This is a genomic window from Nonomuraea sp. GTA35 (genome assembly GCF_041950525.1).
In the GTDB taxonomy this organism is placed as follows: Bacteria; Actinomycetota; Actinomycetes; order Streptosporangiales; family Streptosporangiaceae; genus Nonomuraea.
The window spans coordinates 352,072-378,312 of sequence record NZ_JBGNUV010000002.1 but is presented as its reverse complement, the minus strand read 5'-3'; the positions used below and the strand labels follow the sequence as shown (position 1 = coordinate 378,312).

At 72.7% G+C, this 26,241-nt stretch carries 28 protein-coding genes and 1 pseudogene; 12 read left to right on the top strand and 17 right to left on the bottom strand.

Going from position 1 to position 26,241, the window contains the following annotated elements; all coding sequences use genetic code 11:
* Nucleotides 1-18: 18 nt before the first annotated feature.
* From ACBJ32_RS08490 to ACBJ32_RS08465, 6 genes are all read right to left on the bottom strand, one after another.
* A complete protein-coding gene (locus tag ACBJ32_RS08490) occupies nucleotides 19-846 on the bottom strand; it encodes an amino acid ABC transporter permease (RefSeq protein WP_357883047.1) in 828 nt (275 codons plus the stop codon).
* Nucleotides 843-1,511 (bottom strand): amino acid ABC transporter permease, encoded by a 669-nt coding sequence (locus ACBJ32_RS08485; RefSeq protein WP_357883044.1) that lies wholly within the window; start codon nucleotides 1,509-1,511, stop codon nucleotides 843-845. Before ACBJ32_RS08485 ends, ACBJ32_RS08490 begins: the two co-directional genes overlap by 4 nt.
* A complete protein-coding gene (locus ACBJ32_RS08480) occupies nucleotides 1,511-2,338 on the bottom strand; it encodes a glutamate ABC transporter substrate-binding protein (protein ID WP_357883041.1) in 828 nt (275 codons plus the stop codon). The genes ACBJ32_RS08485 and ACBJ32_RS08480 overlap by 1 nt, the downstream gene beginning before the upstream one ends.
* Before the next feature lie 9 nt (nucleotides 2,339-2,347).
* A complete protein-coding gene (locus ACBJ32_RS08475; RefSeq protein ID WP_357883038.1) occupies nucleotides 2,348-3,091 on the bottom strand; it encodes an amino acid ABC transporter ATP-binding protein in 744 nt (247 codons plus the stop codon).
* Between the two features lie 81 nt (nucleotides 3,092-3,172).
* On the bottom strand, nucleotides 3,173-4,009 hold the full coding sequence (locus tag ACBJ32_RS08470; protein WP_357883035.1) for a glutamate ABC transporter substrate-binding protein: 837 nt from the start codon (nucleotides 4,007-4,009) through the stop codon (nucleotides 3,173-3,175).
* A 2-nt stretch (nucleotides 4,010-4,011) separates the two neighbouring features.
* On the bottom strand, nucleotides 4,012-4,695 hold the full coding sequence (locus tag ACBJ32_RS08465; RefSeq protein ID WP_357883032.1) for a response regulator: 684 nt from the start codon (nucleotides 4,693-4,695) through the stop codon (nucleotides 4,012-4,014).
* A 155-nt stretch (nucleotides 4,696-4,850) separates the two neighbouring features.
* Here ACBJ32_RS08465 and ACBJ32_RS08460 point away from each other — a divergent pair, with 155 nt between their 5' ends.
* The 8 genes from ACBJ32_RS08460 to ACBJ32_RS08425 all read left to right on the top strand — a co-directional run bounded on the left by ACBJ32_RS08460 (nucleotide 4,851) and on the right by ACBJ32_RS08425 (nucleotide 13,191).
* Nucleotides 4,851-7,706, top strand: a complete 2,856-nt coding sequence (locus tag ACBJ32_RS08460; RefSeq protein WP_375126241.1) for a response regulator — start codon at nucleotides 4,851-4,853, stop codon at nucleotides 7,704-7,706.
* An 80-nt stretch (nucleotides 7,707-7,786) separates the two neighbouring features.
* Nucleotides 7,787-8,182, top strand: coding sequence for a hypothetical protein (locus tag ACBJ32_RS08455; RefSeq protein ID WP_375126240.1), 396 nt, complete (start codon nucleotides 7,787-7,789; stop codon nucleotides 8,180-8,182).
* On the top strand, nucleotides 8,182-9,060 hold the full coding sequence (locus ACBJ32_RS08450; RefSeq protein WP_375126239.1) for a hypothetical protein: 879 nt from the start codon (nucleotides 8,182-8,184) through the stop codon (nucleotides 9,058-9,060). The genes ACBJ32_RS08455 and ACBJ32_RS08450 overlap by 1 nt, the downstream gene beginning before the upstream one ends.
* A 30-nt stretch (nucleotides 9,061-9,090) precedes the next feature.
* Nucleotides 9,091-9,402, top strand: coding sequence for a YbaB/EbfC family nucleoid-associated protein (locus ACBJ32_RS08445; protein WP_375126238.1), 312 nt, complete (start codon nucleotides 9,091-9,093; stop codon nucleotides 9,400-9,402).
* 147 nt (nucleotides 9,403-9,549) lie between these two features.
* Nucleotides 9,550-10,455 (top strand): ATP-binding cassette domain-containing protein, encoded by a 906-nt coding sequence (locus ACBJ32_RS08440; RefSeq protein ID WP_375126237.1) that lies wholly within the window; start codon nucleotides 9,550-9,552, stop codon nucleotides 10,453-10,455.
* A gap of 29 nt (nucleotides 10,456-10,484) precedes the next feature.
* Nucleotides 10,485-11,276 (top strand): ABC transporter permease, encoded by a 792-nt coding sequence (locus ACBJ32_RS08435; RefSeq protein ID WP_375126236.1) that lies wholly within the window; start codon nucleotides 10,485-10,487, stop codon nucleotides 11,274-11,276.
* A gap of 77 nt (nucleotides 11,277-11,353) precedes the next feature.
* A complete protein-coding gene (locus tag ACBJ32_RS08430) occupies nucleotides 11,354-12,556 on the top strand; it encodes a sensor histidine kinase (RefSeq protein ID WP_375126235.1) in 1,203 nt (400 codons plus the stop codon).
* Complete coding sequence (locus tag ACBJ32_RS08425) at nucleotides 12,547-13,191, top strand: response regulator transcription factor (RefSeq protein ID WP_357883009.1); 645 nt, start codon at nucleotides 12,547-12,549, stop codon at nucleotides 13,189-13,191. The genes ACBJ32_RS08430 and ACBJ32_RS08425 overlap by 10 nt, the downstream gene beginning before the upstream one ends.
* 7 nt (nucleotides 13,192-13,198) lie before the next feature.
* Here the strand turns inward: ACBJ32_RS08425 and ACBJ32_RS08420 are convergent, their stop codons facing one another.
* Nucleotides 13,199-13,906: a sulfotransferase family protein gene (locus ACBJ32_RS08420; RefSeq protein WP_375126940.1), complete on the bottom strand. Its 708-nt coding sequence runs from the start codon at nucleotides 13,904-13,906 to the stop codon at nucleotides 13,199-13,201.
* A gap of 136 nt (nucleotides 13,907-14,042) precedes the next feature.
* On the opposite strand from ACBJ32_RS08420, the gene ACBJ32_RS08415 reads away from it, so the two are divergent.
* Complete coding sequence (locus ACBJ32_RS08415) at nucleotides 14,043-14,864, top strand: aldo/keto reductase (RefSeq protein WP_375126234.1); 822 nt, start codon at nucleotides 14,043-14,045, stop codon at nucleotides 14,862-14,864.
* A gap of 84 nt (nucleotides 14,865-14,948) precedes the next feature.
* Nucleotides 14,949-16,073: an acyl-CoA dehydrogenase family protein gene (locus ACBJ32_RS08410; RefSeq protein ID WP_375126233.1), complete on the top strand. Its 1,125-nt coding sequence runs from the start codon at nucleotides 14,949-14,951 to the stop codon at nucleotides 16,071-16,073.
* On the opposite strand, the pseudogene ACBJ32_RS08405 reads toward ACBJ32_RS08410, so the two are convergent.
* A pseudogene (locus ACBJ32_RS08405) lies at nucleotides 16,074-16,340 on the bottom strand (maleylpyruvate isomerase N-terminal domain-containing protein); the annotation flags it as partial.
* 21 nt (nucleotides 16,341-16,361) lie between these two features.
* Nucleotides 16,362-17,627 carry an MFS transporter gene (locus ACBJ32_RS08400; RefSeq protein WP_375126232.1) on the bottom strand — a complete coding sequence of 422 codons (1,266 nt, stop codon included), beginning with the start codon at nucleotides 17,625-17,627 and terminating at the stop codon, nucleotides 16,362-16,364.
* A 66-nt stretch (nucleotides 17,628-17,693) separates the two neighbouring features.
* Between ACBJ32_RS08400 and ACBJ32_RS08395 the strand changes: the two genes are divergently transcribed.
* Together ACBJ32_RS08395 and ACBJ32_RS08390 are read left to right on the top strand one after the other, a co-directional pair.
* Nucleotides 17,694-18,710 (top strand): LysR substrate-binding domain-containing protein, encoded by a 1,017-nt coding sequence (locus ACBJ32_RS08395; protein WP_375126939.1) that lies wholly within the window; start codon nucleotides 17,694-17,696, stop codon nucleotides 18,708-18,710.
* Nucleotides 18,707-18,835 carry a hypothetical protein gene (locus tag ACBJ32_RS08390; protein WP_375126231.1) on the top strand — a complete coding sequence of 43 codons (129 nt, stop codon included), beginning with the start codon at nucleotides 18,707-18,709 and terminating at the stop codon, nucleotides 18,833-18,835. Before ACBJ32_RS08395 ends, ACBJ32_RS08390 begins: the two co-directional genes overlap by 4 nt.
* On the opposite strand, the gene ACBJ32_RS08385 is transcribed toward ACBJ32_RS08390, so the two are convergent.
* The 8 genes from ACBJ32_RS08385 to ACBJ32_RS08350 all read right to left on the bottom strand — a co-directional run bounded on the left by ACBJ32_RS08385 (nucleotide 18,814) and on the right by ACBJ32_RS08350 (nucleotide 26,226).
* A complete protein-coding gene (locus ACBJ32_RS08385; RefSeq protein ID WP_375126230.1) occupies nucleotides 18,814-19,458 on the bottom strand; it encodes a class I SAM-dependent methyltransferase in 645 nt (214 codons plus the stop codon). The genes ACBJ32_RS08390 and ACBJ32_RS08385 overlap by 22 nt on opposite strands.
* 124 nt (nucleotides 19,459-19,582) lie before the next feature.
* Nucleotides 19,583-21,103: an acyl-CoA synthetase gene (locus ACBJ32_RS08380; RefSeq protein ID WP_375126229.1), complete on the bottom strand. Its 1,521-nt coding sequence runs from the start codon at nucleotides 21,101-21,103 to the stop codon at nucleotides 19,583-19,585.
* 33 nt (nucleotides 21,104-21,136) lie between these two features.
* Entirely contained in the window at nucleotides 21,137-22,114 is a 978-nt protein-coding gene (locus ACBJ32_RS08375) for an MsnO8 family LLM class oxidoreductase (protein ID WP_375126228.1), read from the bottom strand.
* Between the two features lie 29 nt (nucleotides 22,115-22,143).
* Nucleotides 22,144-22,902, bottom strand: a complete 759-nt coding sequence (locus tag ACBJ32_RS08370) for an aminotransferase class IV (RefSeq protein ID WP_375126227.1) — start codon at nucleotides 22,900-22,902, stop codon at nucleotides 22,144-22,146.
* Nucleotides 22,903-22,908: 6 nt separating this feature from the next.
* Nucleotides 22,909-23,895 carry a hypothetical protein gene (locus ACBJ32_RS08365; RefSeq protein ID WP_375126226.1) on the bottom strand — a complete coding sequence of 329 codons (987 nt, stop codon included), beginning with the start codon at nucleotides 23,893-23,895 and terminating at the stop codon, nucleotides 22,909-22,911.
* A complete protein-coding gene (locus ACBJ32_RS08360; RefSeq protein WP_375126225.1) occupies nucleotides 23,895-24,374 on the bottom strand; it encodes a SigE family RNA polymerase sigma factor in 480 nt (159 codons plus the stop codon). Before ACBJ32_RS08360 ends, ACBJ32_RS08365 begins: the two co-directional genes overlap by 1 nt.
* A gap of 104 nt (nucleotides 24,375-24,478) precedes the next feature.
* Complete coding sequence (locus ACBJ32_RS08355) at nucleotides 24,479-25,444, bottom strand: adenylate/guanylate cyclase domain-containing protein (RefSeq protein ID WP_357882975.1); 966 nt, start codon at nucleotides 25,442-25,444, stop codon at nucleotides 24,479-24,481.
* Nucleotides 25,445-25,473: 29 nt separating this feature from the next.
* Nucleotides 25,474-26,226 (bottom strand): FadR/GntR family transcriptional regulator, encoded by a 753-nt coding sequence (locus tag ACBJ32_RS08350; protein WP_375126224.1) that lies wholly within the window; start codon nucleotides 26,224-26,226, stop codon nucleotides 25,474-25,476.
* Between the last annotated feature and the right edge of the window lie 15 nt (nucleotides 26,227-26,241).

Here is a 26,241-nt window from a genome sequence, read left to right as displayed (position 1 = left end):
CAGCTCACCCGCCGGTCGTCACCGGGATCGCACCCTGGGCGCCCGCGCCGTGGAGGAGGCGCCGAGGCGGTGGGCCAGCCGGTCCAGCGCCATGTTGATCACGATGAAGATGGCCGCGATGAGGATGGCCGCCGGGATGACGTTGGAGAAGTTCGCCGCGATCCCGTTCAGCCCCCTGTCCACCAGCTCGTCGTAACCCACGATCAGGCCCAGCGCCGAGTCCTTCAGCAGCACCACGAACTGGCTGATCAGCGCGGGCAGCATGGCCTTGACGGCCTGCGGCAGCAGGACGAGCCGCATCACCTGCCCCTTGCGCATGCCGACCGCGTACGCCGCCTCCCGCTGCCCCTTCGGCAGGCTCAGCACCCCGGCCCGGACGATCTCCGCGATGACCGACCCGTTGTAGAGGGTCAGCCCGAACACGACGGCGGCGAACGCCGAGATGTTCACGCCGATGAGCACGAACGACCCGAAGAAGGCGAAGAAGATCAGCAGCAGCAGCGGCACGGACCGGAAGAACTCCACCACCATGGCCGCCGGCACCCGGATCCAGCGGTGCTCCGACAACCGGGCGACGGCGAACACCAGCCCGAACAGCGCGGCCAGCACCACCCCGACGACGGCCGCCGCCAGCGTGCCGGCCAGGCCGGGCAGGATGAACGTGGCCCAGACGTCGCCGCGCAGCAGCGGCGTCCACTTCTCGGCGGCCCACTGGTCCTTCTCGTCGAAGCGCACGTAGACGACGTACGCCACCGCCAGCAGCGCCGCCGCGACGAGGACCGTCAGCACCCGGTTGCGGCGCACGCCGCGCGGGCCGGGCCGCTCGTACAGGTTCGCGTACGTCATCGCGCCACCGCCATCCGCTTGGACAACCAGCCGAACAGCAACCCCATCGGCAGGCACAGCAGCACGAAGCCGGCGGCGAAGCCGAGGAAGATCTCGATGACCTGGTCACCGTAGGTCTCGATGAGCTCGCGCATCCGCACCGACGCCTCCGCGACGCCCACCACCAGGGCGATCGTGGTGTTCTTGGTCAGCGCGATGAGGATGCTGCCCAGCGGCGCCACCACCGCGCGGAACGCCTGCGGCAGCGTGATCAGCGCCAGCGTCTTGACGAAGCCGAGCCCCAGCGAGCGGGCCGCCTCCGCCTGCCCCACGGGCACCGTGTTGAGCCCGGAGCGCAGTGCCTCGCACACGAACGCCGAGGTGTAGGCGGTCAGCCCGATGACGGCGAGCCAGAAGTTGTTGGTCGCGATGTCGTCGGACAGCTCCAGGCCCAGGTTCGCGCCGATGCCGAGGCCGGTGAACAGCAGCACCAGCGTCAGCGGCGTGTTGCGGGCCACGGTCACGTACGCGGTGGCGGTGGCGCGCAGGGAGGCCAGCGGGGCCACCCGCATGGCGGTCAGCAGCGTGCCCAGCACCAGCGAGCCGAGCGCGCTGACCGCCGTCAGCCGCACCGTCATCCAGAAGGCGGCCAGGATGGTGCCGCCTTCGGTCACCAGTGCTTCCATCAGTACCGCTCGAGCTGCGGGGCCTGCGGCAGGGCGAAGCCGGAGGCGCCCACGCTGGCCTGCAGCGCCTTGGTCCAGCTCCCGTCGGAGAACATCTTCTCCAGGGCGTCGTTGATCGCCTTGCGCCCGGCCGTGTCGTCCTTCTTGAGCCCGATGCCGTACTTCTCGGTGCTGAACGTCTTGCCGACCACCTTGAGCTTGCCGGTGTGCTGCGCGGCGTACCCGGCCAGGATGACGTTGTCGGTGGTGATGGCGTCGAGCTGGCCGCCGAGCACGCGGTCCACGCACGCCGAGTACGTGCGCTCCTCCTGGAGCTGCACCTCCTTGGCGTACTCCGCCTTGACCTTCTGCGCGGGCGTGGAGCCGGCGACCGAGCACAGCTTCTTGCCGTTGAGCGCCTCGGGCCCGGTCAGCGCCGCCTCGTCGGCGCGGACCAGCAGGTCCTGGCCGGCCACGAAGTACGGCCCGGCGAAGGACACCTTCTGCTTGCGGGCGTCGGTGATCGAGTAGGTGGCCACCACCATGTCCACCTGGCCCTGCTCGATGAACGCCTCCCGGTTGGCGGACACGGTCTCCTTGAAGGTGATGCCGCTCGGCTCGACCCCGAGCTGCTTGGCCACGTACTTGGCCACCTCGACGTCGAAACCGGTGAAGCTGCCGTCAGGCGTGCGCAGGCCGAGACCGGGCTGGTCGGCCTTGACGCCGATCACCAGCTTCTTGTCGTTCTTGGCCTTGTCGACGATGGAGGCGTAGCTCTCGGAGCCGCCCCCGCACCCGGAGGCGACGGCCACAACGGCGAACACGGCGAAGAGGGATCTGCCGAACATGACGGCTCCTTAGTGGGTAAGGATCTTGGCGAGGAAGGACTGGGCGCGGTCGCTGCTGGGCGCGCCGAAGAAGGTGTCAGGGGTGTTCTGCTCGACGATCTCGCCGTCGGCCATGAACACGACCCGGTCGGCCGCACGGCGGGCGAAGCCCATCTCGTGGGTGACGACGACCATGGTCATGCCTTCGCGGGCGAGGCCCGTCATGACGTCCAGCACCTCGTTGACCATCTCCGGGTCCAGCGCCGAGGTGGGCTCGTCGAACAGGATCGCCTTCGGGTCCATGGCCAGCGCCCTGGCGATGGCGACCCGCTGCTGCTGCCCGCCGGAGAGCTGGGCGGGGAACTTGGCGGCCTGGCCGCCGATGCCGACGCGGTCGAGCAGCTCGCGGGCCTTGCGCACGGCCTCGTCCTTCGACCGCTTGAGCACGTGCACCTGCCCGAGGACGACGTTGTCCAGGACGGTCTTGTGCGCGAAGAGGTTGAACGACTGGAACACCATGCCGACCTCGGCGCGCAGCCTGGCCAGTTCCTTGCCCTCAGCCGGCAGCGGCGTCCCGTCGAGGCTGATCGTGCCGGAGTCGATCGTCTCCAGCCGGTTGATCGCGCGGCACAGGGTGGACTTGCCCGCCCCGGACGGGCCGATGATCACGACGACCTCGCCCTGCCGTACGGTCAGGTTGACGTCCTTGAGCACATGGTGATCGCCAAAGCGCTTGTTGACCTGGTCCAGGACGATCAGGTCCGCCTGGGTCATGCGTCACGCTCCTTGTCTCGGTCAGCGTTGGCGTAACCGTAGGAGCCGCATGTGGCGCGGAAAGGCTTGTGATCGTTCTGCTCAGCAATTGGCCGGGCGAGGTGCCGGTTTCGCGGATTCCGAGGTGGTGCCGGAGACCCCGACGGTGGCCATGTAGGCGCGGTCCCACTCGCCGTTGCACAGCCAGCGGGCGATCAGCCCGTTGAGGTAGTCGCGGAAGGCGGTGTCCTGCTTGCGCATGCCCATCCCGTACGGCTCGCGCGCGAACGGCTTGCCGACCAGCCGCAGCGTGTCGGGGTGCTGGGCGTAGAGGCCGAGCAGGATGGTGTCGTCGGTGCTGACCGCGTCCACCCGCCCGGCGATCAGCGCGGGCACGCAGATGCTGTACGCGTCCACGACCTCCAGGTGAATGCCGGGCACCGTGGCGCGCAGCCGCTCGACCGAGGTGGAGCCGCGGGCCGTGCAGACGGTCTTGCCCTTCAGGTCGGAGACCTGGTTGATGGTGGAGTCGCCGACGCGTACCAGCAGGTCCTGCCCGGCGTAGTAGTACGGGTCGGTGAACGTGACCCGCTGGGCGCGGGTCTCGGTGATCGAGTAGGTGGCGATGACGAGGTCCACCACGCCCTGCTCGATGAAGTTCTCGCGCTCGCTCGAGACCGTCTCGACGAAGCGGATGTTGCGCTCGCTGCCGGTCAGGTCCCTGGCCACCAGCCGCGCCATCTCGGCGTCGAACCCGGTGATCCGCCCGCTGGCGGGGTCCTTGTAGCCGAAGATCGGCTGGTCGAACTTGATGCCCACGGTGAGGATGCCGCGCTCCCTGATGCGGGACATCGTGGTGTCCTCGGGGAAGGCGCTCGCCTCGCCGCAGGCGGCGGGCAGCAGGCCGACCAGCACGGCCACGGCTAACGCCCGGAGCACCCTCATCGGATGCGGTACCGGTGCTGGGGCCGTCCCGTGGTCCCGTACTTCGGCCGGCCCTCGACCAGCCCTCGTTCGGACAGGTGCTCCAGGTAGCGGCGGGCGGTGGCCCGGCTGACGCCGACCTTGGCCGCCAGCTCGTCGGCCGAGGCGTCCTCGACCTCCGACAGCGCGTCCAGCACCGCCTGCTCGGTGGAGGCGGAGATGCTCTTGGGGCGGGTGCCCACGTCGAGGTGGAGCGAGCGGAAGAGGTTGTCGATCTCCTGCTGGTCGGTGAAGCGGGACTCGGACTCGAGCTGCTTGACGGTGGCGGCGTAGCGCAGCAGGGCCTGCTCCAGCGTGCCCGCCCTGGTCGGCTTGACCAGGTAGTTGAGCGCGCCGCGCTGGATGGCGGCGCGTACCGTGGCCGACTCCTTGCGCCCGGAGATCACGATGACGTCGGCGGGCGGCTGGTCCGGGCGGCGCAGCCGGTGCGCCACCTCCAGACCGGGCATGTCAGGCAGGTGCAGATCGAGCAGGACCAGGCGCGGCGCGAACCGCCCGGCCGCGGCCAGCGCCGCGTGCCCGGTGTGCGCGATGCCCACGACCCTGAACCCGAGCACCCGGTTGACCTGCGCGTGCAGGGCCGCCGTGACGACCGGGTCGTCGTCCACGATGAGAACGGTGATGTCCCTGAGCTCAGGCACCGCCACGCTCCTCGTCAATCAGGTAGATCACTGCAGCTTAAGCGGGTTTTAATAAAAAAGATCACCTTTTGCTCGTTCTGCTCACCGGGAACCGGCGCGCAGGCCGGTTTCCTCCTAATCTGTACGCGAGCGAGTGGGGGGAGGGACGGACGCCCGTGCGATGGTTGCTCGCGGTGACGGCCCTGTGGACGTTGCTCGGCCTGCTGCCCCTGGCGCTGCTCACCTCGTCCAGCATCTCGCTGTCGGAGAACGCGATGAGCGACGAGGTCCGCGAGCGTGTCAGGACCACCGCGTCCGTCAGCCGGGTCGTGGTGGAGCAGCAGATGGACTCCCTCAAGCAGCTCGTCACCGCCTTCGCCCAGCGGCCCCAGGTGCGCGAGGCGGTGGACGAGGTCACCAGCGCCACGATGCGGGACTGGCTCGGCGAGCTGGAGCGGCTGCGCGACGGGGTCAGCGGCCTGATCGTGAACTCCCCCGAGGGCAAGATCAGAGGCGCGGAGCCGCCGACCGTGCTCCCGCAGGACATCACCACCACCGACTGGTACCGCGCGGTGCGCGACCGGCGCCAGGCGCACGTCTCGCAGGCGTACACACCCACCATGGTAGGCGTGTCCAGGGCCGTCGCGGTGGCCGCGCCCATCCCCAGCGCCGACGGCACCCGCATGCTCGGCATGCTCACCGTCGTCTACAGCCTCGACGCCATCCAGGAGTTCGCCGAGGACGCCGCCGAGGCGCAGGACATCCGGCTGCTCATCACCGACAGGGCGGGCGTGCTGGTCGCCGACCCCGGCAGGAAGCTGTTCGCGCTCACGTCCCTGCGCGAGGACCCCCGGGTGGACGCCGCACTGGCCGGGCGGGCGTGGAGCGGCGAGTTCCGCGGCATCGACGGCACGGTCCTGTCGGCCTCCGAGCCCATCCCCGGCATCGGCTGGACGGTCACCGCCGAGGTCTCCGCCGGCGAGGCGCTGGCCTCCGCCGACAAGCTGCGCACGAACGTGCTCACCGTCGCGCTCCTGCTCGCCCTGCTCATCCTCATCGGCCTCGGCCTGCAGATCCACAGCACCCGTGGCCGCCGCCGGGCGCAGGCCCAGCTCTCCACGTACGCCGCCGAGCTGGCCGCGGCCAGGGACGAGGCGATCAGCGCCTCCAGCGCCAAGTCGGAGTTCGTGGCCAAGATCAGCCACGAGATCCGCACCCCCATCAACGGCGTGCTCGGCATGAACTCCCTGCTCATGGGCACCCGCCTGGACGAGGAGCAGCGTTACTACGCCAGCACCGCCCAGGAGTCGGCGCAGAACGTGCTGCGCCTGCTCGACGACTTCCTCGACCTGTCCAGGATCGAGGCCGGGCACCTGCAGGTGGAGGCCGTGCCGTTCGACCTGCCGCGGCTGTGCGACGAGGTCGTGGCGCCGTTCGCGCCGCACGCGTACGAGCAGGGGCTCTGGCTCACGCTGCGGCTCGACGAGAACGTGCCCCGCCAGGTGGCGGGCGACCCGGCGCGGCTGCGCCAGGTGCTGACGAACCTGGTCGGCAACGCGCTGAAGTTCACCGTCCAGGGCGGCGTGGACCTGCACGTGGCGCTCGACGAGGGCGAGCCGGGCCAGGAGCGGGTGGTGCTCAGGTTCGCGGTGGCCGACACGGGCATCGGGGTCGGGCCGCAGGACCGGGAGCGGGTCTTCGGCGTCTTCCGCCAGGTGGACTCGCCCATCACGCGCAGGACCGGCGGCAGCGGGCTGGGGCTGGCCATCAGCAGGCAGCTCGTCGAGCTCATGGGCGGGCAGATCGGGCTCGACAGCGTGGAGGGCGTGGGCAGCCGGTTCTGGGCCACGCTGCCGGTGGACGTGCTCACCTGGTCGGAGCCGGGCGCCGGAGCGCTGGAGGGGCGGCGCGCGCTGGTCGCCGACCCGCGGCCCGAGGACCGCACGCTGGCCGCGCGCTGCCTGGAGCAGGCCGGGGCCGAGGTGGAGGAGACCAGGGACGAGGTGACGGCGCTGGCCCGCCTGCGTGCCGCCGCCGCGGACGGGCGGCCGTACGAGCTGGCCGTCGTCGCCCTCGACCTGGGTGCGGGGCACCCCGCCGACCTCAGCGCGCCGCACTCGCTCGCCGACGCCATCCTCAACGACCCGTCGCTCCAGGCCACCAGCGTGATCGTGGTCGTCACTCCGGGCCGCGCCGGGTTCGCCTGGCCGGGCGCGGCGGGGGAGCGGGCCGTGCAGTCGATCACCCGGCCGCTCAGCCGCCGCCGCCTGCTCGCCGCCGTGGAGAACGCCCTGGGCATCGCGGAGTGCGACGGCGAGCAGCGCGAGAGCGCCCAGGCCACCGGCCTGACCGAGGGCGCGCGCATCCTGGTGGCCGAGGACGACGAGGTGAGCCGCCAGGTGGCGATGCTCGTGCTGAGCCAGGCCGGGCACGAGGTCGACGTGGTGGACGACGGCAGGCAGGCCGTGCGAGCCGTGCTGGCCGGCCGATACGACCTGGTGTTCATGGACTGCCAGCTCCCCGTGCTCGACGGACTGGCCGCGACCGAGGAGATCAGGGAGCGCGAGGAGGCGCACACCCCGATCATCGCGATGACCGCCGCGGCCATGCCGGACGACCGGATCCGGTGCCTGGAGGCGGGCATGGACGACCACCTGGCCAAGCCGGTCGACTGGCCGCGCGTGCTGGCCAGGATCCCGGAGTGGGCGGCCTCCGCCGGGCTGCCGCCCGAGCTGGCCGGGCTGTCGCAGGAGGCGCTGGCCGACGTGGCGCGGGCGTACCTGGCGACCGCCACCCGCACGTTCGAGGAGCTCAGGCAGGCCGTGCGGGACGGCGACCAGGCGGCGGCGGCCGGGCTCGCGCACCGGCTCAAGGGGGCCTGCGCGACGGTCGGCGCGACCCGCGAGGCGGAGCTGTGCCAGCGCATCGAGGACCTGGCCAGGGTGGGGGACGCCGCGGACGGCGACCTCATGGAAGAGCTGGGCGCGCTGCTCAGCGCCGCGCCGGAGTGGATGAACGCCGCTTGTTCCTGAATGAACGCAACCCTTAACACCGCGGAAATTTACGGCCGTTAATGTGCGTAAGTAGTTATTTCTTCCCGCATGGAGGGTTAATGGCGGATTTGTCCGGCGAGTCGGCCGCCGCGAGCGGCGACGGGGTCCTCATCGACTGGACGTCCATCCGCAAGCTCGCCCGGCGCTTCGACCGGACCGGCGACGACGTGACGGCCCTGCTGCGCGCCTCCTCGCCCCTGGCCACCACCTCCGGCCTGGTCGGCGGCGACGACGAGGGGCGCGCGTTCGCCGAGTGGTACGCCGACGGCTACGACTCCCTCGCCGACGCCATGCGGCGCATCGCCGACAAGAGCTTCACCTCCGCCGCGGGACTGCGCGACCTCGACGCCCTGTGGGACTACCTGGAGCTGCACATCATCGGCACCCTGCCCGCGATCCCCGACCTCCCCGAGCCACCGGTCCCGCAGGCCCCGCCCCGGCAGGAGGGCGCCTGATGTTCGACCCCTTCCAGGCGCTGGCCTGGTTCGCCGGCGTGCACGTGCCGGCGGCCGACGTCACCAGCCTGCGGGCCAGGGCCACCGCGCTGCGCGAGCTCGCCACCGGCATCGGCGCGCTCGCCCGCGACACCGGGACCGCCGTCGCCGAGGCCCGCAAGGCCAACGACAGCCGGACGGTCTCCCGCTTCGCCGACGTGTGGCCGTACGAGCTGGGCCCCCGCTACGCCGCCCTCCAGGAGGAGCTGGAGGACCTGGCGGCCGGCTGCGACGAGTACGCCGAGGCCGTCGAGCAGCACCGCGAGCAGCTCCTGATCATCGGCACCCAGCTCGCCGCCATGGCCTTCACCATGCTGTTCGGCTTCCTCTACCCGGCCGCCAGGATCGCGGCGGAGCAGGCGTTCAAGTGGCTCGTGGCCCGGGCCAGGCTGGAACGCACGATCTTCCAGAAGATCACCAAGGCGATCCTGGAGCAGCGCGCCGGCAACCGGCGCGTCGGCACCTACCTGGTGCGCGAGGGGCTCGACGCGCTGGCGGACTCCGTGCTGTGGGCCGGGCTCAAGACCGGCGTGCACGCGGCGAGCTCGGCCGCCACCGGGCAGCCCATGGGCAACCTCTGGGAGTACGCGGGCAGGCACTTCGTCGCCGAGATGGCCTACAACGGCGGCATCAAGGGCCTGAGCGACGTCCGCAGGTTCCTCCCCCCGGCGCGGATCACCGAGACGCTGCTCGGCACCGGGCCCGCCGGCAAGTTCTTCCGCCGCACCCTGTCGGCCGCCACCGTCTACCCCCTCGTCGCCAGTGGGGACCTGTCCGACGAGGGCGCCCTGCGCTCGGCGCTGGCCCACGCGCCCAGGGCGTTCCTGTTCAAACGCTGACCCAAGCCCGCAGTACGCCAGGAGCCCGCCATGACGACACCGCCGCGAACCGGAGACCCCGAGCTCGACCGCGCCCTGGCCGAACTGGCCGCCGGCACGGCCCGCCTGGAGGAGGTGAGCCGCCTGCTGCGGGAGACGACCGGGCGTGGCGAGAGCGCCGGCGGCCAGGTCGCCGTCGAGCTGTCGGCCACGGGATCGCTGGCGGGGCTGCACCTCGACCCCCGCGCGCTGCGGCTCGGCTCGCAGGCGCTGGCCGAGGCCATCATGGAGGCGTTCAGGCGGGCGGAGGAGGACGTCGCCGGCCGCTCCCACGACCTCGCCAGGACCGCCTTCGAGACCTGACACCCGCCGGGCCCGCAAGCGGCGGACCCGCCTCGGGAGGCGCGACACGTGCCAGGGAACGGCCGGCCGATTTACGGTTTCCCGCCATCGAGGTCGGCGGGCTGCCCCCATGGCCGCCGGGACCGCAGGTCCCTAGCGTGAGCTGACGTGATCAGTCTGAAGGGTTTGACCAAACGGTACGGCGACCGGCTCGCGGTCGACGACCTGACACTGGACCTGAGACCGGGCACCGTCACCGGGTTCCTCGGCCCGAACGGCGCAGGCAAGTCGACCACGATGCGCCTCGTCCTCGGCCTCGACCACCCCACCTCCGGCACCGCGCTCGTCGGCGGCGTGCCGTACCGCCGCATCACGAACCCGCTGCGCACCGTCGGCGCGCTGCTCGACGCGCGCGCCGTGCACCCGGGCCGCAGCGGCCGGGCCCACCTGGTGGCGCTGGCCCGCAGCAACGGCATCCCGCGGCGGCGCGTGGAGGAGGTGCTGGAGACCGTGGGCATGGCGGGCGCGGCGGGCAAGCGGGCCGGGACGCTGTCACTCGGGATGAGCCAGCGGCTCGGGATCGCGGCGGCGCTGCTGGGCGACCCCGAGGTGCTGATGTTCGACGAGCCCGTCAACGGGCTGGACCCGGACGGCGTGCGGTGGGTGCGCGGGCTCATGCGGTCGCTGGCCGCCGAGGGGCGGACGGTGTTCGTCTCCAGCCACCTGATGAGCGAGATGCAGCTCACCGCCGACCACCTCGTGGTGATCGGCAAGGGGCGGCTCATCATGGACGCGCCGCTCGCGGACGTCCTGGCGGGCAGCTCGCTGACGGCCGTGCTGGTCCGCAGCCCGCACGCCGGCGACCTCGCGGCGCTGCTGCGCGGGGCCGGGATGACGGTGGACCGGTCCGGCGAGAACGAGCTGGAGGTCACCGGGGCCGCGATCGAACGGGTCGGCGACCTGGCGTACGAGGCCGGGATCCGGCTGCACGAGCTGCGCGCCAAGGAGGCCTCGCTGGAGCAGGCCTACCAGGAGCTGACCGCGGGCAGCGTCGAGTACGGGGCGACCAGGTGAGGACGCGGGAGGGCACGCGGGGAGGGTTCATGAGGATGCTGTGGCAGGCGGTCGGGGCCGAGTGGGCGAAGCTGTGGTCGGTCAGGTCCACGTGGTGGTGCCTGGCCGGCGCGCTCGTGCTCACCGTGCTCACCTCCGTCACCCTGGGCGGCGGGGCCGCCACCGAGGCGCTGCGCGACGGCGCGGACGGCGTGCGGATCGTGCCCAGCGAGGCCGTGATCTCCGGTACGTCGTTCGTGCAGTTCGCGCTGGTGGCGATGGCCATGCTGGTGATCACCTCCGAGTACGCCTCCGGCGGCATCCGGGTCACGCTGCAGGCCACGCCCGTGCGAGGGGTGGTGCTGGCGGCCAAGGCACTGGTGGTCGGGCCGGTGATGTTCGCGGTGGGGGTGGTCACGGGCGCGGTGGCGACGGTGGCCGTGTACCTGCTGCTGTCGATCGACGTGTTCGGCGGGCTCGTGGTGCTGCCGATCGGCGACATCGTGGTGGACCTGCTCGACATGGGGGTGTTCTACGCGCTGGTGTCGGTGATGACCGTGGGGGTCGGCGCGGCGATGCGCAGCGCGGCGGGCACCCTGACCGTGATGTTCATGCTGCTCATGGGGCTGCCGCTGGTGATCCTCATGACCGGGCTGCCGGCGCTGCTCGACGCCTCGCTGCGGATGCCGATGTTCGCCGGGCTGGCGTTCATGGACAGCACGGAGAACCTCACCGGCGGGCCCATGCCGTACTCGCCGGGGGAGGGGCTGGTGTGGCTGCTGGCCTGGACGGCGGCCGCCGTGGTGGCGGGCCACGCCGTCCTGCGCCGCCGCGACGCCTGATGGGCGGCCGGGCGGCGTGGCGTGCCGCGAGCCGCCGGTCGTTCCGCCGCGTCGCGGGACGCCTAGAATTCACGCCCGTGTCAGGCACCCGCATCGCCCGCCTCCTGGCCGGAGTCCTCCTCGGGACGGCTCTCGGCCTGGCCGAGCTGATCTTCCTGGCCGTGGCGGCGCCCGCCGCGCTGATCCCCGCGCTGCGGCCCGCCGCCGCGCGCGGGCGGGCCCGGCTGACCGCGCTGGAACGTGCCCGCCTGTCCCGGTGGCTCGGGCACGAGCCGGCGCGGCACGACGGCGGGTACGCCTTCCTGGCCGCCCGCGCCGCCCTGGGCGTGCTCGGCGGGTACACCTGCGCGAGCACCCTGTTCCTCACCGTCCTGCTGCTGTTCGGTGGCGCGTGGGACCTGATCTGGGGCGACTCGGAGACGGTCCCGCTGGAGCTGCCCGGCGTGAAGATCGTCACCAGCGGCGGCGCGGTGGGCGTCACCGCCGGCCTGGCGCTGGCGGGCACGCTGGTGCTCATGGTCGCGGCCGTCGCCGCGCTCGACCGCCGCCTGGCCGCGCACTTCCTCGGCCCCACCGGCGAGGCGATGATGCGCCGGCGCATCGCCGAGCTGACCGAGACCCGCTCCGGCATCGTCAAGGCCGTGGACGACGAGCGGCGCAGGATCGAGCGCGACCTGCACGACGGGGTGCAGCAGCGCGGCGTCGCCCTGGCCATGCTGCTCGGCCGGGCCCGGCACAGCATCGACCTCGCCGCCAAGACCGCTGACAGGTCTGACAGGGCCGGTGGGGAGGGGAGGGGTCCCGACGGGATCGCCGACCTGGTGGCCCAGGCGTACACCGAGTCCCGCCAGCTCCTCGACGAGCTGCGCAGCGTCGCCTGGCGGATCTACCCCACCGCGCTGGACGAGCTCGGCCTGCGCGCCGCGCTGGCCGGCGTCGCCGAGCGCGCGGGCGTGCCCGTCACCGTGCACCACGGCCTGGCCACCCGCCCCGCCTCCGAGATCGAGACCGCCCTGTACTTCGTGGCCCGCGAGGCCATCACCAACGCGGTCAAGCACGCCGGCGCGCGTGACATCCTGGTGGTCCTGACCGAGGACGAGCGGACGGTGAGCGTGGCGATATCGGACGACGGCAAGGGCGGCGCCGACCCGTCAGGCGGCGGCCTGTCCGGGCTGGCCAGGCGGGTCCTGGCGCTCGACGGCACCTTCACCGTCGACAGCCCGCCCGGCGGCCCCACCAGGATCGCCGCCACGCTGCCGAAGGCGCCGCCGTGCGGGTGATCCTGGCCGACGACTCCGTGCTGCTGCGCGAGGGCCTGACCCGGCTGCTCGAAGACGCCGGCCACGAGGTCGCCGCCGCCGTCGGCGACGCGCCCGCGCTGCTCGACGCGGCCGCCCGGCACCGCCCCGACGTGGCCGTCGTCGACGTGCGCATGCCGCCCGGGCACAAGGACGACGGGCTGCGGGCCGCGCTGGAGATCCGCGAACGGCTGCCGGGCGTCGGCGTGCTCGTCCTGTCGCAGTACGTCGAGCCGCACTACGCCGCCAGGCTCCTGGCCGGATCCACCGAGGGGCTCGGCTACCTGCTCAAGGACCGGGTCTCGGAGGTGGCCGAGTTCCTGGAGTCGCTGGAGCGGGTGCGCGCGGGCGGCACGGCGTTCGACCCGGAGGTGGTGCGCCAGCTCCTGGCCCGCACCACCCGTACGGACCCGCTGAGCAGGCTCAGCCCCCGGGAGGGCGAGGTGCTGCGGCACCTCGCCCAGGGGTTCGTGAACGCCGCCATCGCCGAGCGCCTGCACGTGTCGCTCAGCACGGTCGAGAAGCACGTCAACGCCATCATGGACAAGCTCGACCTGCCGCGCGACCCGGGCTACAGCCGGCGCGTGCTGGCGATCCTGCGTTACCTGGAGAGCTGAGCGGCGCCTACGCGCCGGGGAAGAACGACGGGCGGGAGACGTCGCCCTTCATCAGCCGTCCCAGGAACTCCTGCATGGACTTGCCGTCGTTGAGATGCGGGAACGGCTCGTCGGGCACGTCCACGCCGAGGAACCGGCACAGCGGCTCCCACCCCTCGCGCACGTCGAAGACCAGCAGCCGCTCGGGCGGCAGGCTCGCCCGCACCGTGGCCGTGTGCCGCTCGAACGCCGCCACGGCGCTCTCCTCGTCGGCCGGCCCGTCGGACATCGTCCTGCCGGGGCCGAACGTGCCGGCGGCCATGCGGTTGAGCACGGGCTGCATCCGGTTCATCCCCTCGAAGACGGCCCGCGCCGCCGGGGGCAGGTCCGCCTGGGCGCCCTGGGTCATGATGGTCCGGGGCCCGTTGTCGATCAGCGTCATCATGCTCGCGTACCAGGCGCGCGGGTCGCGTACGGTCAGCACGACCTTGGCCTCCGGGTACGCCTGCGCCAGCTCCCGCCAGAAGTAGGAGGCCGGCCAGTCCTGCGTCGAACGGAACCCGTCGAACAGCTTCTCCCAGTCGGCCTCCGCGCCCTCCGCCAGCGGTGCCCAGTCGCCGGCGCGAGCCGGCTCGGTCAGGATGTTGAACATGTGAAAACAGGGTCCGAATCCGAGCCGCTCCAGCGCGGCCTTCATGGAGCTGGTTCCGGTACGCGGGAACCCCGCGCCTATCACGGTCAGCACATCGCACCTCCACGAGTTGTCTACCGTACTAGTCGGAAACCCGGGCGCCAGTGTGACAGGGTGCGGCGGATTGGCCGGTGTGGCGCGGGGGTAAGGGGAGTGTCCGCGTCACCAAGGGGGAACGATCATGACTGTCCTGCTCGCCGACGGCCGCCCGATGCCGCGCCTGGGCCTGGGCACCTGGCCGATGAACGACGAGGAGGCCCGCCAGGCCGTCACCCACGCCGTCTCGCTCGGCTACCGGCTCATCGACACGGCCGCGAGCTACGGCAACGAGGCCGGCGTCGGCGCCGCCGTGGCGGACGCGCCGGTGGCCCGCGAGGAACTGTTCGTCACCACGAAGCTGCGCGGCTCCCACCACGGCTACGACGCCGCCATGCGCGGCTTCGAGGAGAGCCGGGCCCGGCTCGGCCTCGACTACGTCGACCTCTACCTCATCCACTGGCCGCTGCCCGGCCGCGGGCTCTACGCCGACACCTGGCGCGCCTTCGTGCACCTGCGCGAGCAGGGCCTGGCGCGCTCCATCGGCGTCTCCAACTTCACCCCGGAGCAGATCCGGCGGCTGGCGGCGGAGACCGGCGTCTGGCCGGCGGTGAACCAGGTGGAGATGCACCCCGGCTTCGCTCAGGGCGAGCTGCGGTCCTGGCACGCCGAGCACGACATCGAGACCGAGTCGTGGAGCCCGCTCGGCCGCGGCTCCAAGCTGCTCGACGAGCCCGTCGTCACCGACCTGGCCGCCGCGTACGGCCGTACGCCGGCCCAGGTGGTGCTGCGCTGGCACGTGCAGCTCGGCGCCGTGCCCATCCCCAAGTCGGCCGATCCCGAGCGCATGCGGCAGAACTTCGAGGTGTTCGACTTCAGCCTGTCGCCGGAGGACCTGGCCCGCCTCGGCACCCTCGACACCGGCGACCGCCTCGGCGGAGATCCCGACACCCATGTCGAGCTCTGAGCCGGTGCGCGCTTAGCCTGGGGGGAGCGCTCGCCACAACGGGAACGCCCTTCCTGCCGGACGGAGCTGCGAGGAGCGGCGCAGATGCGCGACGAGGACTCGTTCGAGGAGATGCTTACGGAGCTGGCCCGCCGCCGCGAGGAGTTCCGCGAGCTGCGCTACGTCCCCAAGGACTTCATCGACCGGCTCAAACGGCTCGGCCTCTACCGGGTCTCCACGCCGATGCGGTTCGGCGGCGAGCCGATGCCGCCCGCGGAGTTCCTGCGGAAGATCGAGCGCATCTCCGCCGTGGACGGCTCCACCGGCTGGGTCGCCGGCTTCGGCTCCCAGCTCGTCTACCTGGGCTCGCTGCCGCTGGAGACCCAGGCCGCCCTGTACGCCGACGGCCCCGACGTCGTCCTGGCCGGCGGCCTGTTCCCGGTCCAGGAGGCCACCCCCACCGAGCGGGGCTTCCTGCTCAACGGCCGGTGGAAGTTCGCCAGCGGCTGCATGGCCGCCGACGTGCTCGTCGTCGGCATCCCAGGCGACGACTCCACCTCCGGCAAGCCGCGGGGGGCGCTGGTGCGGCCCGAGCGCCTGGAGATCGTACGCGAGTGGGACGTCGTCGGCATGCAGGGCACCGGCTCCTTCGACCTGGTCGCCCACGACGTCGAGATCGGCAGGGAGTGGACGTTCATCCGCGGCGGCCCCCCGGTGATCGACGAGCCGCTCTACCGCTATCCCGCCATCACCTACGCCGCCCAGTCGCTGTCGGTCGTCTCCGCCGGCGTGGCCCGCGCCGCCCTCGACCTCGCCGAGGGGGAGGGAAGCGGCCGGGGCAGCATCACCGGCGCGCCGCGGCCGGCCGACCGGCCCTACTACCGCGCCGGCATCGCCGAGGCCGAGGCCGCGCTCCGCTCCGCCCGCGCCTACTTCTACGAGGCCGCGCAGGAGGCGTGGCAGGCGCTCGCCGCCGGCGGCCAGGTCGGCGACGAGCAGAACGCGCACCTGCGCCTGTCCGCCGCCCACCTGGCCAGGACCGCGGCGGAGGTGGTGGCCAAGGTCGTCTCGCTGTCGGGCACCGCCGCGATCTACCGCGACCACCCCCTGCAGGCGCTGCTCGGCGACGCGCTGGTGCCGCAGGAGCACGCCTTCCTCAGCCCGGCGATGTACGACGCCGCGGGCGCGGTCCTCATGGGCCTGCCGCCCACGGTCCCGGCCTTCCGCTGATCAGTAGGCGCTGTGCGCGAGCCAGTGCTCCAGCAGCGCCGGCTCCGGCTTGAACGTCTCCGCCCGCGAATGCGACATCAGCTCCATGCCCTCGGTGATGACCTCCGCCGCCAGCTCGCCGGCGATCTCGTACGCGGCGCCGGTCGTCACCGCCGCGTCGTAGTGGTGGATCGCGGCCTCGCAGCACATCCTGCGCAGCCAGAACGAGGCGGGCACCACGCCCACGAACGACCACACCGCGTGGCGGGGCGGTGTGCGGGCCGCGGCGGCGTGAGCTTCGCGCTCCGGTCAGGAAGCCGTGCGCCGGCGGTGCGTCAGGAGGACGGCGAGGGCGGCGAGCAGCAGCCAGGCCGACGTCATGACGATCAGCCACGCCCAGCCCGCGTGGCCGTACACGACGGCGCCCGCCGTGCCGCCGGCGCCGCTGCCGAAGTAGTAGCAGAGCGTGTAGATGCCGGCGGCCCTGCCCCGGGCGGCCGGGGGCGCGTCGGCGGTCACCCAGGCGTTGGCGATGGCGTGCGCCGCGAAGAACCCGGCGGTCAGGACGGCGAAGCCGATCGCGATGACGGGCAGCGACGGGTGCGCGGTCAGCGCCGCCCCGGCCACCGTCACGGCCAGCGCCGTCACGAGCGCGCCCGTCCGTCCCATGCGACCCGCCAACCGTCCTGCGGCGGCCGAGGACGCGGTGCCCATGGCGTACGACAGGAACACCAGGGAGGCGGCGGCCGGGCTCAGCGAGAGCGGCGGCGCGGCCAGCCGGAACCCGGCCGCGTTGTACAGCGCCACGAACGCCCCCATGGCCAGCGCCCCCACGGCGAACGGCGCCACCAGCCCCACGCCGAGCCGCGCCCTGCCGTCCTGTGTTCCGGCTCCGGCCCCTGTTCCGGCTCCGGCCCCTGTTCCGGCCCCGGCCTGTGTTCCGGCTCCGGTCTGCGCGCCCGCCTTGCGGGAGGGCGCCCGGTGGCCGTCAGCCGCCCCTGCGGGCAGCGTCGCGACGGTGAACAGCGCGCACAGCAGCGCCACTCCCGCCACCGCGACCATCGCGCCGTGCCACCCCAGCGGTCCGGCGGCGAACCCGGCCCCGAGCCGCCCCAGCATCCCCCCGACCGAGTTGCCCGCGATCATCGCCCCCACGGCCCCGGCCAGCCTCGCCGTGCCGACCTGGTCGGCCAGGTACGCCGCCGCCACCCCGGCGAAGCCGGCGATCGCGACCCCCTGCACCCCGCGCATCACGAGGAACGCCGGGAAGGAGGGTGCCAGCGGCAGCAGCAGGCCGATCACCGCCGACACCACCACGGACCAGAGGATCACCCGCCGCCGCCCGGCCACCCCGGCCAGCCAGGCCAGGGGCAGCACCGCGACGGCCAGGCAGGCGGTCGCCACCCCGATCGCCAGGGAGGCGCTGCCCGGGTCCAGCCGGTACGCGGCCGCGAGCTGGGGCAGCACCGGCTGGGGCGCGTACAGCAGGGCGAAGGACGACAGCCCCGCCGCGGCCACGGCGGCGCTCACCCGCCGCGTGTCGACGACCGGCTCGGAAGTCTGGAGAACCACCACCCCCCAAACGCTAAGCAAGGCTGATAAATACGTCTAATACGCATATAGGGGATAATTCATACCGTGATGGATGATTCCGACGATCGCCTGGCCGCCCGCCTGGCCCCGGCCCTCGCGCTGCTGGCCGCCGTAGGCGAGACGGGGCACGTGACGCGCGCGGCCGAGCTGCTCGGCGTCCCCCAGCCCACCGCCAGCCGCCGCCTCGCCGCGCTGGCCGAGCTCGTGGGCGCCCCGCTCGTCCTCCCGTCCGGCCGTGGCATCCGCCTGACCAGGGCGGGCCGCACGCTGGCCGCCGCCTCCACCCGCGCGCTGGCCACCATGACCGCAGCCGCCCGGGAGGTGCGCGAGGAGATCGACCCGGGCAGCGGGCGCATCGTTCTCGGCTTCCTGCACCTGCTCGGCCGCACGCTGGTGCCCTCGCTCATCGGCGGGTTCCGGGAGCGCAATCCGGGCATCCGCTTCAGCCTGGCGCAGGGGTCGCGGCAGGACATGCTCGACGCCCTGCACGAGGGCGAGATCGACCTGGTGTTCGTCGCGCCCATGCCGCTCGACGACCCCGGCCTCGTCAGCCGCCCGCTCGCCGACCAGGAGCTCGTGCTGTGCGCGCCGCCGTCGCACCGCCTCGCCGCCAGGGCGCGGGTGCGGGCGGCGGATCTGGAGGGGGAGGAGCTGGTGACGCTGGAGCACGGGTACGGGCTGCGGCAGATCACCGACGACCTGTGCGCGGCGGCGGGGTTCGTGCCGCGGATCGCGTTCGAGGGGCAGGAGTCGGAGACCGTGCGCGGGCTGGTGGCGGCGGGGCTGGGGGTGGCCGTACTGCCGCGGTCGGATCAGCCGCCCGCGGGAGGCAGGCCAGACGGCGGGCATGGCGGCGGGTACGGCGGCGGCGCCGGCTCGGCGTTGCCGATGGTGGTGGAGATCCCGCTGTCGCCGCCCGTGTTCAGGACGGTCGGGGCGAGCTGGCCCGCTGGGGAGCGGCTGACGCCGGCGGTCCGCGCCTTCCGCGACCACGTCTGCTCCCGTCCCGCCGGCCTGGGCCCCGCCTTCCGCCCGCCCCGCGCGGTGCCGTCCGGGCAGGCGTGACGTTGCGCGAGACCCAGTCCCCGCGACACGTGACGGCGACCGGCGAGATCCGGCGCGTGGTGGTGCGCCGCTCGGCCGCCGGCCGCCTGGACAAGGGCTGGCCTCAGGAGGGTTTCGCGCCGTAGACGGTGACCGCGAACGGCCGGGCCGAGGCCGTGTAGACCTCCTCGCCGAGCCGCTTCAGCGACTCGTGCGCGTCCAGGTATCCGTGCAACCGGTTGGCCTCGGGCCACGGATGGACGGCCACCAGCACCCCGTCGGGCACCAGCAGCCCGCTGAGCTGCTCTGCAGCCCGCTGCAGCCGCTCGTGCCGCCCCAGGTAGTAGAGCGTCTCGGAGCAGAACGCCAGGTCGAAGCGCCGCTCCGCCGGATGCGTGAGCAGGTCGGCCTGGACGAACCGCACCCGCCCGCGCTCCTCCGGCACGCGCTCCCGGGCCCGCGCCAGCGCCCGTCCCGACACGTCCATCCCGGTGATCTCGGCCTCCGGGTAGGTGGCGGCGAGCGCGTGGGTGAAGACGCCTTCCGCGCAGCCGACCTCCACGATGCGCCGGTACGGCCGGGCCGGCACGTGGTCGAGCGTGGACCGGTACTTGTGCTGCTCGTAGCCGTCGGTCGCCAGCTTCCAGGGATCGGGGGTGCGATGCCACCAGTCGAAGTAGCGGCGCAGGATCACGCCCTGCCCCTTGGGGGAGAGCAGGGAAAGCGTCCGGAAGAACGTACGATGCGCGAGCTCGGGCAGGTTGGGCACGTGCGGACTCTCTCGGTCGGGGACAAGGGGGGTCGTCCGGGACTTGAGGTGCGGTCGTCGTCGAAAGGGAATGCCCGCTAAACGAGCGGGCAATGCCCAATCGTGCCCGTAACCATGAATGAAATTAGGAAATGTTGCTTCTCAACTCGCGCTTGAGTACTTTCCCCGAGGCGTTTTTAGGAAGCGATTCCAGAAAAACAACTCGTTTGGGGGTCTTGAACGGCGCCAGCCGCTCCCGCAGGAACACGATCAGCTCCTGCTCCGTCACCCCGGCACCCTCGCGCAGCACGACCGCGGCTGTCACCGCCTCGATCCACTTCGCGTCCGGCACCCCGAACACCGCCGCCTCCGCGACCGCCGGATGCTGGTAGAGGGCCTCCTCGACCTCGCGGCTGGCGACGTTCTCGCCACCCGTCTTGATCATGTCCTTCTTCCTGTCGACCACCGCCAGGTAACCGTCCTCGTCCAGCACGCCCAGGTCGCCGCTGTGGAACCAGCCGCCGCGGAACGCCTCGGCGGTCTTGTCCGGGTCGTTCCAGTAGCCGAGCATGGCGTGCGGGCTGCGGTGCACGATCTCGCCGACCACGCCGGGCGGCACCGGCTCCCCGGCGTCGTCCACGATCCTGGTCTCGACGTTCAGCGCGGGCCGCCCGGCCGAGCCCAGCCGGGTGAGCTGCTCCTCGGGGCCGAGGATGGTGGCGACGGGCGCCATCTCGGTCTGGCCGTAGAAGTTGAACAGGCGCACGTCCGGCAGCCGCGCGGCGATCTCCTTCAGCACCTCCACCGGCATGATGGAGGCGCCGTAGTACCCCTTGCGCAGCGACGACAGGTCGCGGCGGTCGAAGTCCGGGTGGCGCAGCAGCGAGATCCACACCGTGGGCGGGCAGAACAGCTTGGTGGCCCGCTCGCCCTCGATCGTGGCCAGGATCGCCGCCGCGCTGGGGCCGGGCAGGATGATGTTGGTGGCGCCCAGGTAGACGCCCGGCGTCAGGAAGCAGTGGAGCTGCGCGCAGTGGTAGAGGGGCAGGGCGTGCACCTCGACGTCGTCGGCGCTCATCTCGCCGTCCACCACGCACGTCACGTACTGCGCGATCAGGCTCCTGCTCGACAGCGTGGCGCCCTTGGGGCGGGACTCGGTGCCGCTGGTGTACATGAGCTGGATCGGGTCGTCGTCGGCGATCTCCACCCGGGGCTCGCAGTCGTCCTCGAAGGCCGACCACGCGGTGAACGGCTCCCACCCGTCCCGGCCGGCGCCGATCACGCCGCGCACCGTGACATCGGGCGTGAGCGCCGCCTCGGCCACCGGCAGCAGCGCCTCCTCGGCGAGCATCCCGGTGGCGCCGGAATGCCGGAGGATGTACGCCACCTCCTCGGCCCCCAGCATGAAGTTCACCGGCACGGAGATCGCCCCCAGCCGCGCCAGCGCGAAGTACGCCACCACGAACGCGTGGTTGTTGTGGCTGAAGACGGCGAACCGGTCGCCCTTGCCCACGCCGCGCGCGGCCAGGGCGTTGGCGGTCCTGTTCACCGCCCGGTCGAGGTCGGCGTAGCTCTGCCGCAGGTCGCCGTAGACGACGGCGGTCTTGGAGGGATGCCGGGCGGCCGTGCGCCGCAGGAGGTCACCGATGGCGTGCTGACGGATCATGCGAACACCCTTCAGAACGATGTTCGGGCGATCCTAACCCGTGAAGACGGTCGCGAGCCGCCGGTAGGAGTCCAGCCGCCGGTCCAGGTCGTAGGTGTTCATCGTGACCAGCACCTCGTCGGCCCCGCTCGTCCCGACCAGCGTGCCGAGCGCCACCGCGACCTCGCGCTCCGTGCCGTGGATCTTGCCCTTGAGCGCCTCGTCCAGGTACGCCCGCTCCCGCCCGGCCAGCTCCATCCCCGCGATCTCCCCGGCGGGCACGAGCGGCGGGAAGGAGCCGCCGGTGCGCGAGCGCACGGTGGCCCACGCCTCCGGGAGCTGCAGCAGCGCCGCCTCCTGCGCGCTCGCGGCGACCGCGACGTCCGCCGCGACGATCACGTACGGCCGCGCCGCCCACGCCGACGGCCGGAACGCGGCCCGGTACCGCGCCACGGCGTCATGCATCCGCGCCCCGCCGCCGATCACCATCGGCAGCCCGTGCTCGGCCGCGATGTCCGCCCCCGCCCCCATGGCCAGCACGAACACCTGCGGCCGCAGCCCCTCCGCGGGCAGCGCGTGCACCCCCGGATGCGCGCTCTGCTCGCCGGTGAAGTAACCGAGCAGCTCGGCGAGCTGGTCGCCGAACCGGTCCGCGTCGTCCTTGCCGTGCCCGAGCGCCCGGCGGATGCCCCCGGTGAAACCCACGGAACGCCCCAGACCCATGTCCACGCGGCCGGGATGCAGCGACTCCAGCACGCCGAACTGCTCGGCCACGACCAGCGGCCGATGGTTGGGCAGCATCACGCCGCCGGTGCCCACCCGGATCCGCGAGGTGGCCGCGGCCACGGCCGCCGCCAGCACGGTCGGCGCCGACCCCGCCACCCCGGGCACGCTGTGGTGCTCCGACACCCAGAACCGGTGGTAGCCGAGCTCCTCGGCCTGCCGCGCGAACTCCACGGTCTCGCGCAGCGCGGCGGCCGGGGTCGAGCCGCGGCGGACGAGTGAGCGGTCGAGAATCGAGTAGGCGGTCATGTACGGGTGCAACACGCCCGCCCGCCGGATCAATCCACCGGATCGGCCGGCACGCTCTCGTAGTGCTCGACCAGCCGCGCCAGCAGCCCGGCGTCCTGGCGCAGCGGCACGCCGTCGACCCTGCCGACCGGCATCACCCCCCAGGAGTTGCAGAGGAACACCAGGTCGAAGCCGGTCAGGTCGGCCACCTTGACCGGCCGCTGCTCCTGCGGCACGTCCAGGTCCTGCAGCAGGCTCATCGTGATCCCGCGCAGCATCGGCGCGTCCGGCCACACCAGCCGGCCGTCCGCGAAGCCGCCCAGGTTCGTGATCGCGCCCTCGCTGATCAGGCCGTCCTCGGTGGTGAGCAGCGCCTCGTCGAAGCCCTCGCGGGCGGCCAGCCGCACGATGTGGGCCTGCTGGAAGCCGAAGGCCTGCTTGATGTGCGGCAGGTACCGCTGGTAGACGACCGGTTTGACGTGCAGCGGGCCGCTCAGCGGCGGATGCGGCGGGTACGCGGCGGCCACGACGCGCGGCCGGCCGCCGTGCTCCACGACGTTCACCCGCACCCCGGCGTCGCGCACGCCGCCGCCCAGCACGGCCCTGATCGAGGCCAGCACCGCCGCCCGGTCGAGCTCCGCCCCGAACAGCTCCCTGCTGGCCCCTTCGAGCCGCTCGAAGTGCCGGTCGAGCCCGCGCACGCGCCGGTCCCTGACCTGCATGGCGGTGAAGTGCCCATAGCGGGCGTCCAGCATGAGGCGCGCCTCGGCGCCGACCAGCTCGCCGTCCACGGCGGTGCGTCCCGTCATGACGATCTACCTTACGTACAGGCCGGCCGACCAGCGAACCGGGCGGTTGGTGTACTCGCCCCACATGCCCGTCTGAACGGTCACCGTCACCCGCTCGCCCTCCGGCGCATCGAGCTCCAGGCCCGCGCTCGGGGAGGAGCCCTCCGCCCAGGGGCAGCCCACCGTCGTGCGGCCCTCCTTGCCGTTGATCCAGAACTTGAACCACATCCGCTGGGCCAGGTCGCCCGAGCAGAGCAGGCTGACGCTGACCGGGCCCGCGCCGCTGCCCGTCAGCGTGACGGAGGAGGCCCCCGGCCACCTTCCCGACGCGCTGTCGGCCAGCCGCCGGCCGTCGAGCTGCCCGGGCAGGGCCCCGATCCGCGCGGGCTCGATGGTCATGGCCGGTGGCGTCCACTCGTAGACGCCGATGTCGCGGACCGCGGTGTCGGGCTGCTCCGGCACGCACGGCCCGTCCTCGACCGGGATGACGCAGCCCTCCTCGCTCCTGTCGAACGTCAGCCTGGCCCGGGTGGACCCCTGCGGCACGTCCACCGGCAGCAGGTACGGCAGGCCGTCGCCGCAGCCGTACCTGGGGACGTGGACGCGGCGGGAGTCGACGTGGACCACCGGCATGCGGTTGCGGTCCCCGTCGCACGGCGTGGCCACCTCCAGCGGCTTCCCCGAGACCGGGACGTCGATCGACGCCTCGGTCCCCGTGAGGGTGACCAGGCCCACCCGGCGGTACTCGGTGCCGTCGGGGGAGGTGAACCGCTCGGGCAGCTCCTGTCGCGACGCGGCGGGCGGCGTCTCCCCGGGGACGACCAGCCCGGCCTGGCCGGGGACCAGGTAGGCCGCCACCGCCACGGCCGCCAGCGTCACCGCACCCGCGGACGCCCTCCTGCGCAGGCGGGTCCGGCGGATGCGGGCGCGTACCTGGTCGTGGCGGTGCGGGTTGGCGGGCGACGGGCCCTCGGCCCGCTCCCGCAGGACGTCACGCAACTCCCGCACGCTCATCAGCGCCTCTCCTTCACGATCGACTCGTCCACTCGCAGCTTGGCCAGCGCCTTGGCGGTCTGGCTCTTGACCGTGCCCTCCTGGCAGCCCAGCAGCCTGGCCACCTCGCCGACCGGCAGGTCCTCGTAGAAGCGCAGCACGATCACCGCGCGCTGCCTGGCCGGCAGCCGCCCCACCGCCCGCCACAGCTCCTCGTCGTCGCCGGCCGCGTCGTGGGCCGGCCTCTCCGGCAGGTCGTCGCCGCTGGGCACCTCCCCGCGCCAGCGCCGCCGCCACCAGGAGACGTACGTGGTGACCAGCACCTTGCGCACGTACGCCTCGGGCTCGTCGATGCCCGGCCAGGCGAACCACGCCTTGGCCAGCGACTCCTGCAGCAGGTCCTCCGCGAGGCCCCAGTCGCGGGCCAGCAGGTACGCCGTGCGTAACAGCCGGTCCGACCTCGCCACCACGAAGTCCTGAAAAATCGCCCTATCTGCCAACTCGGCGCTCCTTCTGTGCGAGCGGCTAGCTGACGCTGGTGACGCGTCGTCGTCCCGGTCAGGTTGCCCGGGGGCGAGAACTCGCGCGCGCCGGCCCGGACGGCTCAGGCGCTCCCGGCCCGCATGACCGTGTACGGCGCCAGCTCGCCCAGCCCTCGCACCGACAGCCGGTTGACCTCACGCAGCCGGAAGGCCCGATCGCCCTCGAGCTCCTCGGCCAGCTGCGGATCGGCCAGGATCGTTCCCGGCAGGGACAACGCGGTCAGCCTGCTGGCCAGGTTCACCGTGGTGCCGAACACGTCGCCCATGCGCCAGATCACCGGTCCGGAGGCCAGCCCCACCCGCAGCTCCGGCATGTCCTTGCCGCGCGCGTGCGTCTCCACCAGCCGCAGCGCGATCTCCGCCGCCACGTGCGCCTTGTCGCTCACGAACAGCACCGAGTCGCCCAGCGTCTTGACCACCCGGCCGCCCGAGGACGTCACGATGTCGGCCGAGCGCCCCTCGAACCTGTCGATCAGCCTGGCCAGCTCGCCGCCGGTGATCTGCCTGCTGAGCCGGGTGAAGGCGACCAGGTCGGCGAAGCCGACGGCCAGCCGTACGGCGCTCATGTCCTGCTCGGCCAGGCGCCCGGCCGCGGCGGCGAGCTGGCGCTGCCAGGCGTAGACCAGCAGCCGCGCCAGGTCGGGCACGACCCGCTCGGCCCGCCTGCGCCAGGCCCGAGGCCGCTCGGCCAGCGGCACGCCCGCGTTGTCCAGCGCCTCGGCGCCCAGCTCCGCCTGCGACTCGGCCAGCCTGGTCGTGGCCCGGCCCAGCGAGCGGGCGATGAGCAGCACGTGCTCCTCGTCGTAGACGCCCGAGGTCACCATGCCGAGCAGCGTCTTGAGCGCCTCGACGTCGGAGTCGGTGAACTCGACGGCGTCGTCGGGCACGTTGGCGAACCCCAGGGCACGCCAGAAGCGCCGCGCACGATAGACCGGCACCCCCGCCATCTCGGCGACCTGGTGACTGGTGTATCGGCGCGGCTCGCGCAGAAAGGCTTCCGCCAGCCCGTCCCCGTCCACCCGCGCCACCTCGGCAACATAACACCCTGTGGGCCAGATCACTCCAAGAGTGCCCTCAGGGCACTCCGCTCACCTTCATCTACATACCCGGCGTAATAGTCATACATCGCTTTTCTGGACAATTGGGCTGCCAGTGGGCCGTCCCCGGCCCGGATGGCGGCGATGACCTCCTCGTGGTGGCGGATGCTCCGCCGCATCAGCTCCTCGCGGTCCGGCGCCGCGGCGATCCGTTCCGCGATCAGCTTCAGCACGATCGAGCGCACCACGTCCGTGCAGACCTGGATCAGCTTGTTGCCGCCGGCCCGCGCCACCGCGTCGTGGAAGGCCACGTCCGCGGCCCCGAACGCCTCCGCGTCCCGGCCCACGGCGGCCCGCATGGCGGCCACCGCCTCGCACATCTCGGCGAGCTGCTCCTCGGTGCGCAGGCGCGCGGCCAGCAGCACGGCCGACCCGTCCAGCACCATCCTGAACTGCACCAGCTCGCCGAGCGACAGCTCCGCCATCCTGGCCAGGGTGGTCATGGACTTGTGTAATGCGGCGGGCGAGAACGGCAGCACCTCCGCCCCGTGCGGATCCCCCGGCCGCGAGCGCACCAGGCCGCGCGCCTGCAGCACCCGCAGCGCCTCGCGTACGGTGGACCGGCTGACGGAGAACTGCACCATCAGCTCGCGCTCGCTCGGCAGCCGCGCGCCAGGAGACAGCGCGCCGCTCTCGACGGCCTCCTCGATCTGCTCCACGACCCGCTCGTAAGCGCGCACGGTACGCACCGGCTCGAAGCGCGGACCACCCATGCAAGCCCCCTTGAC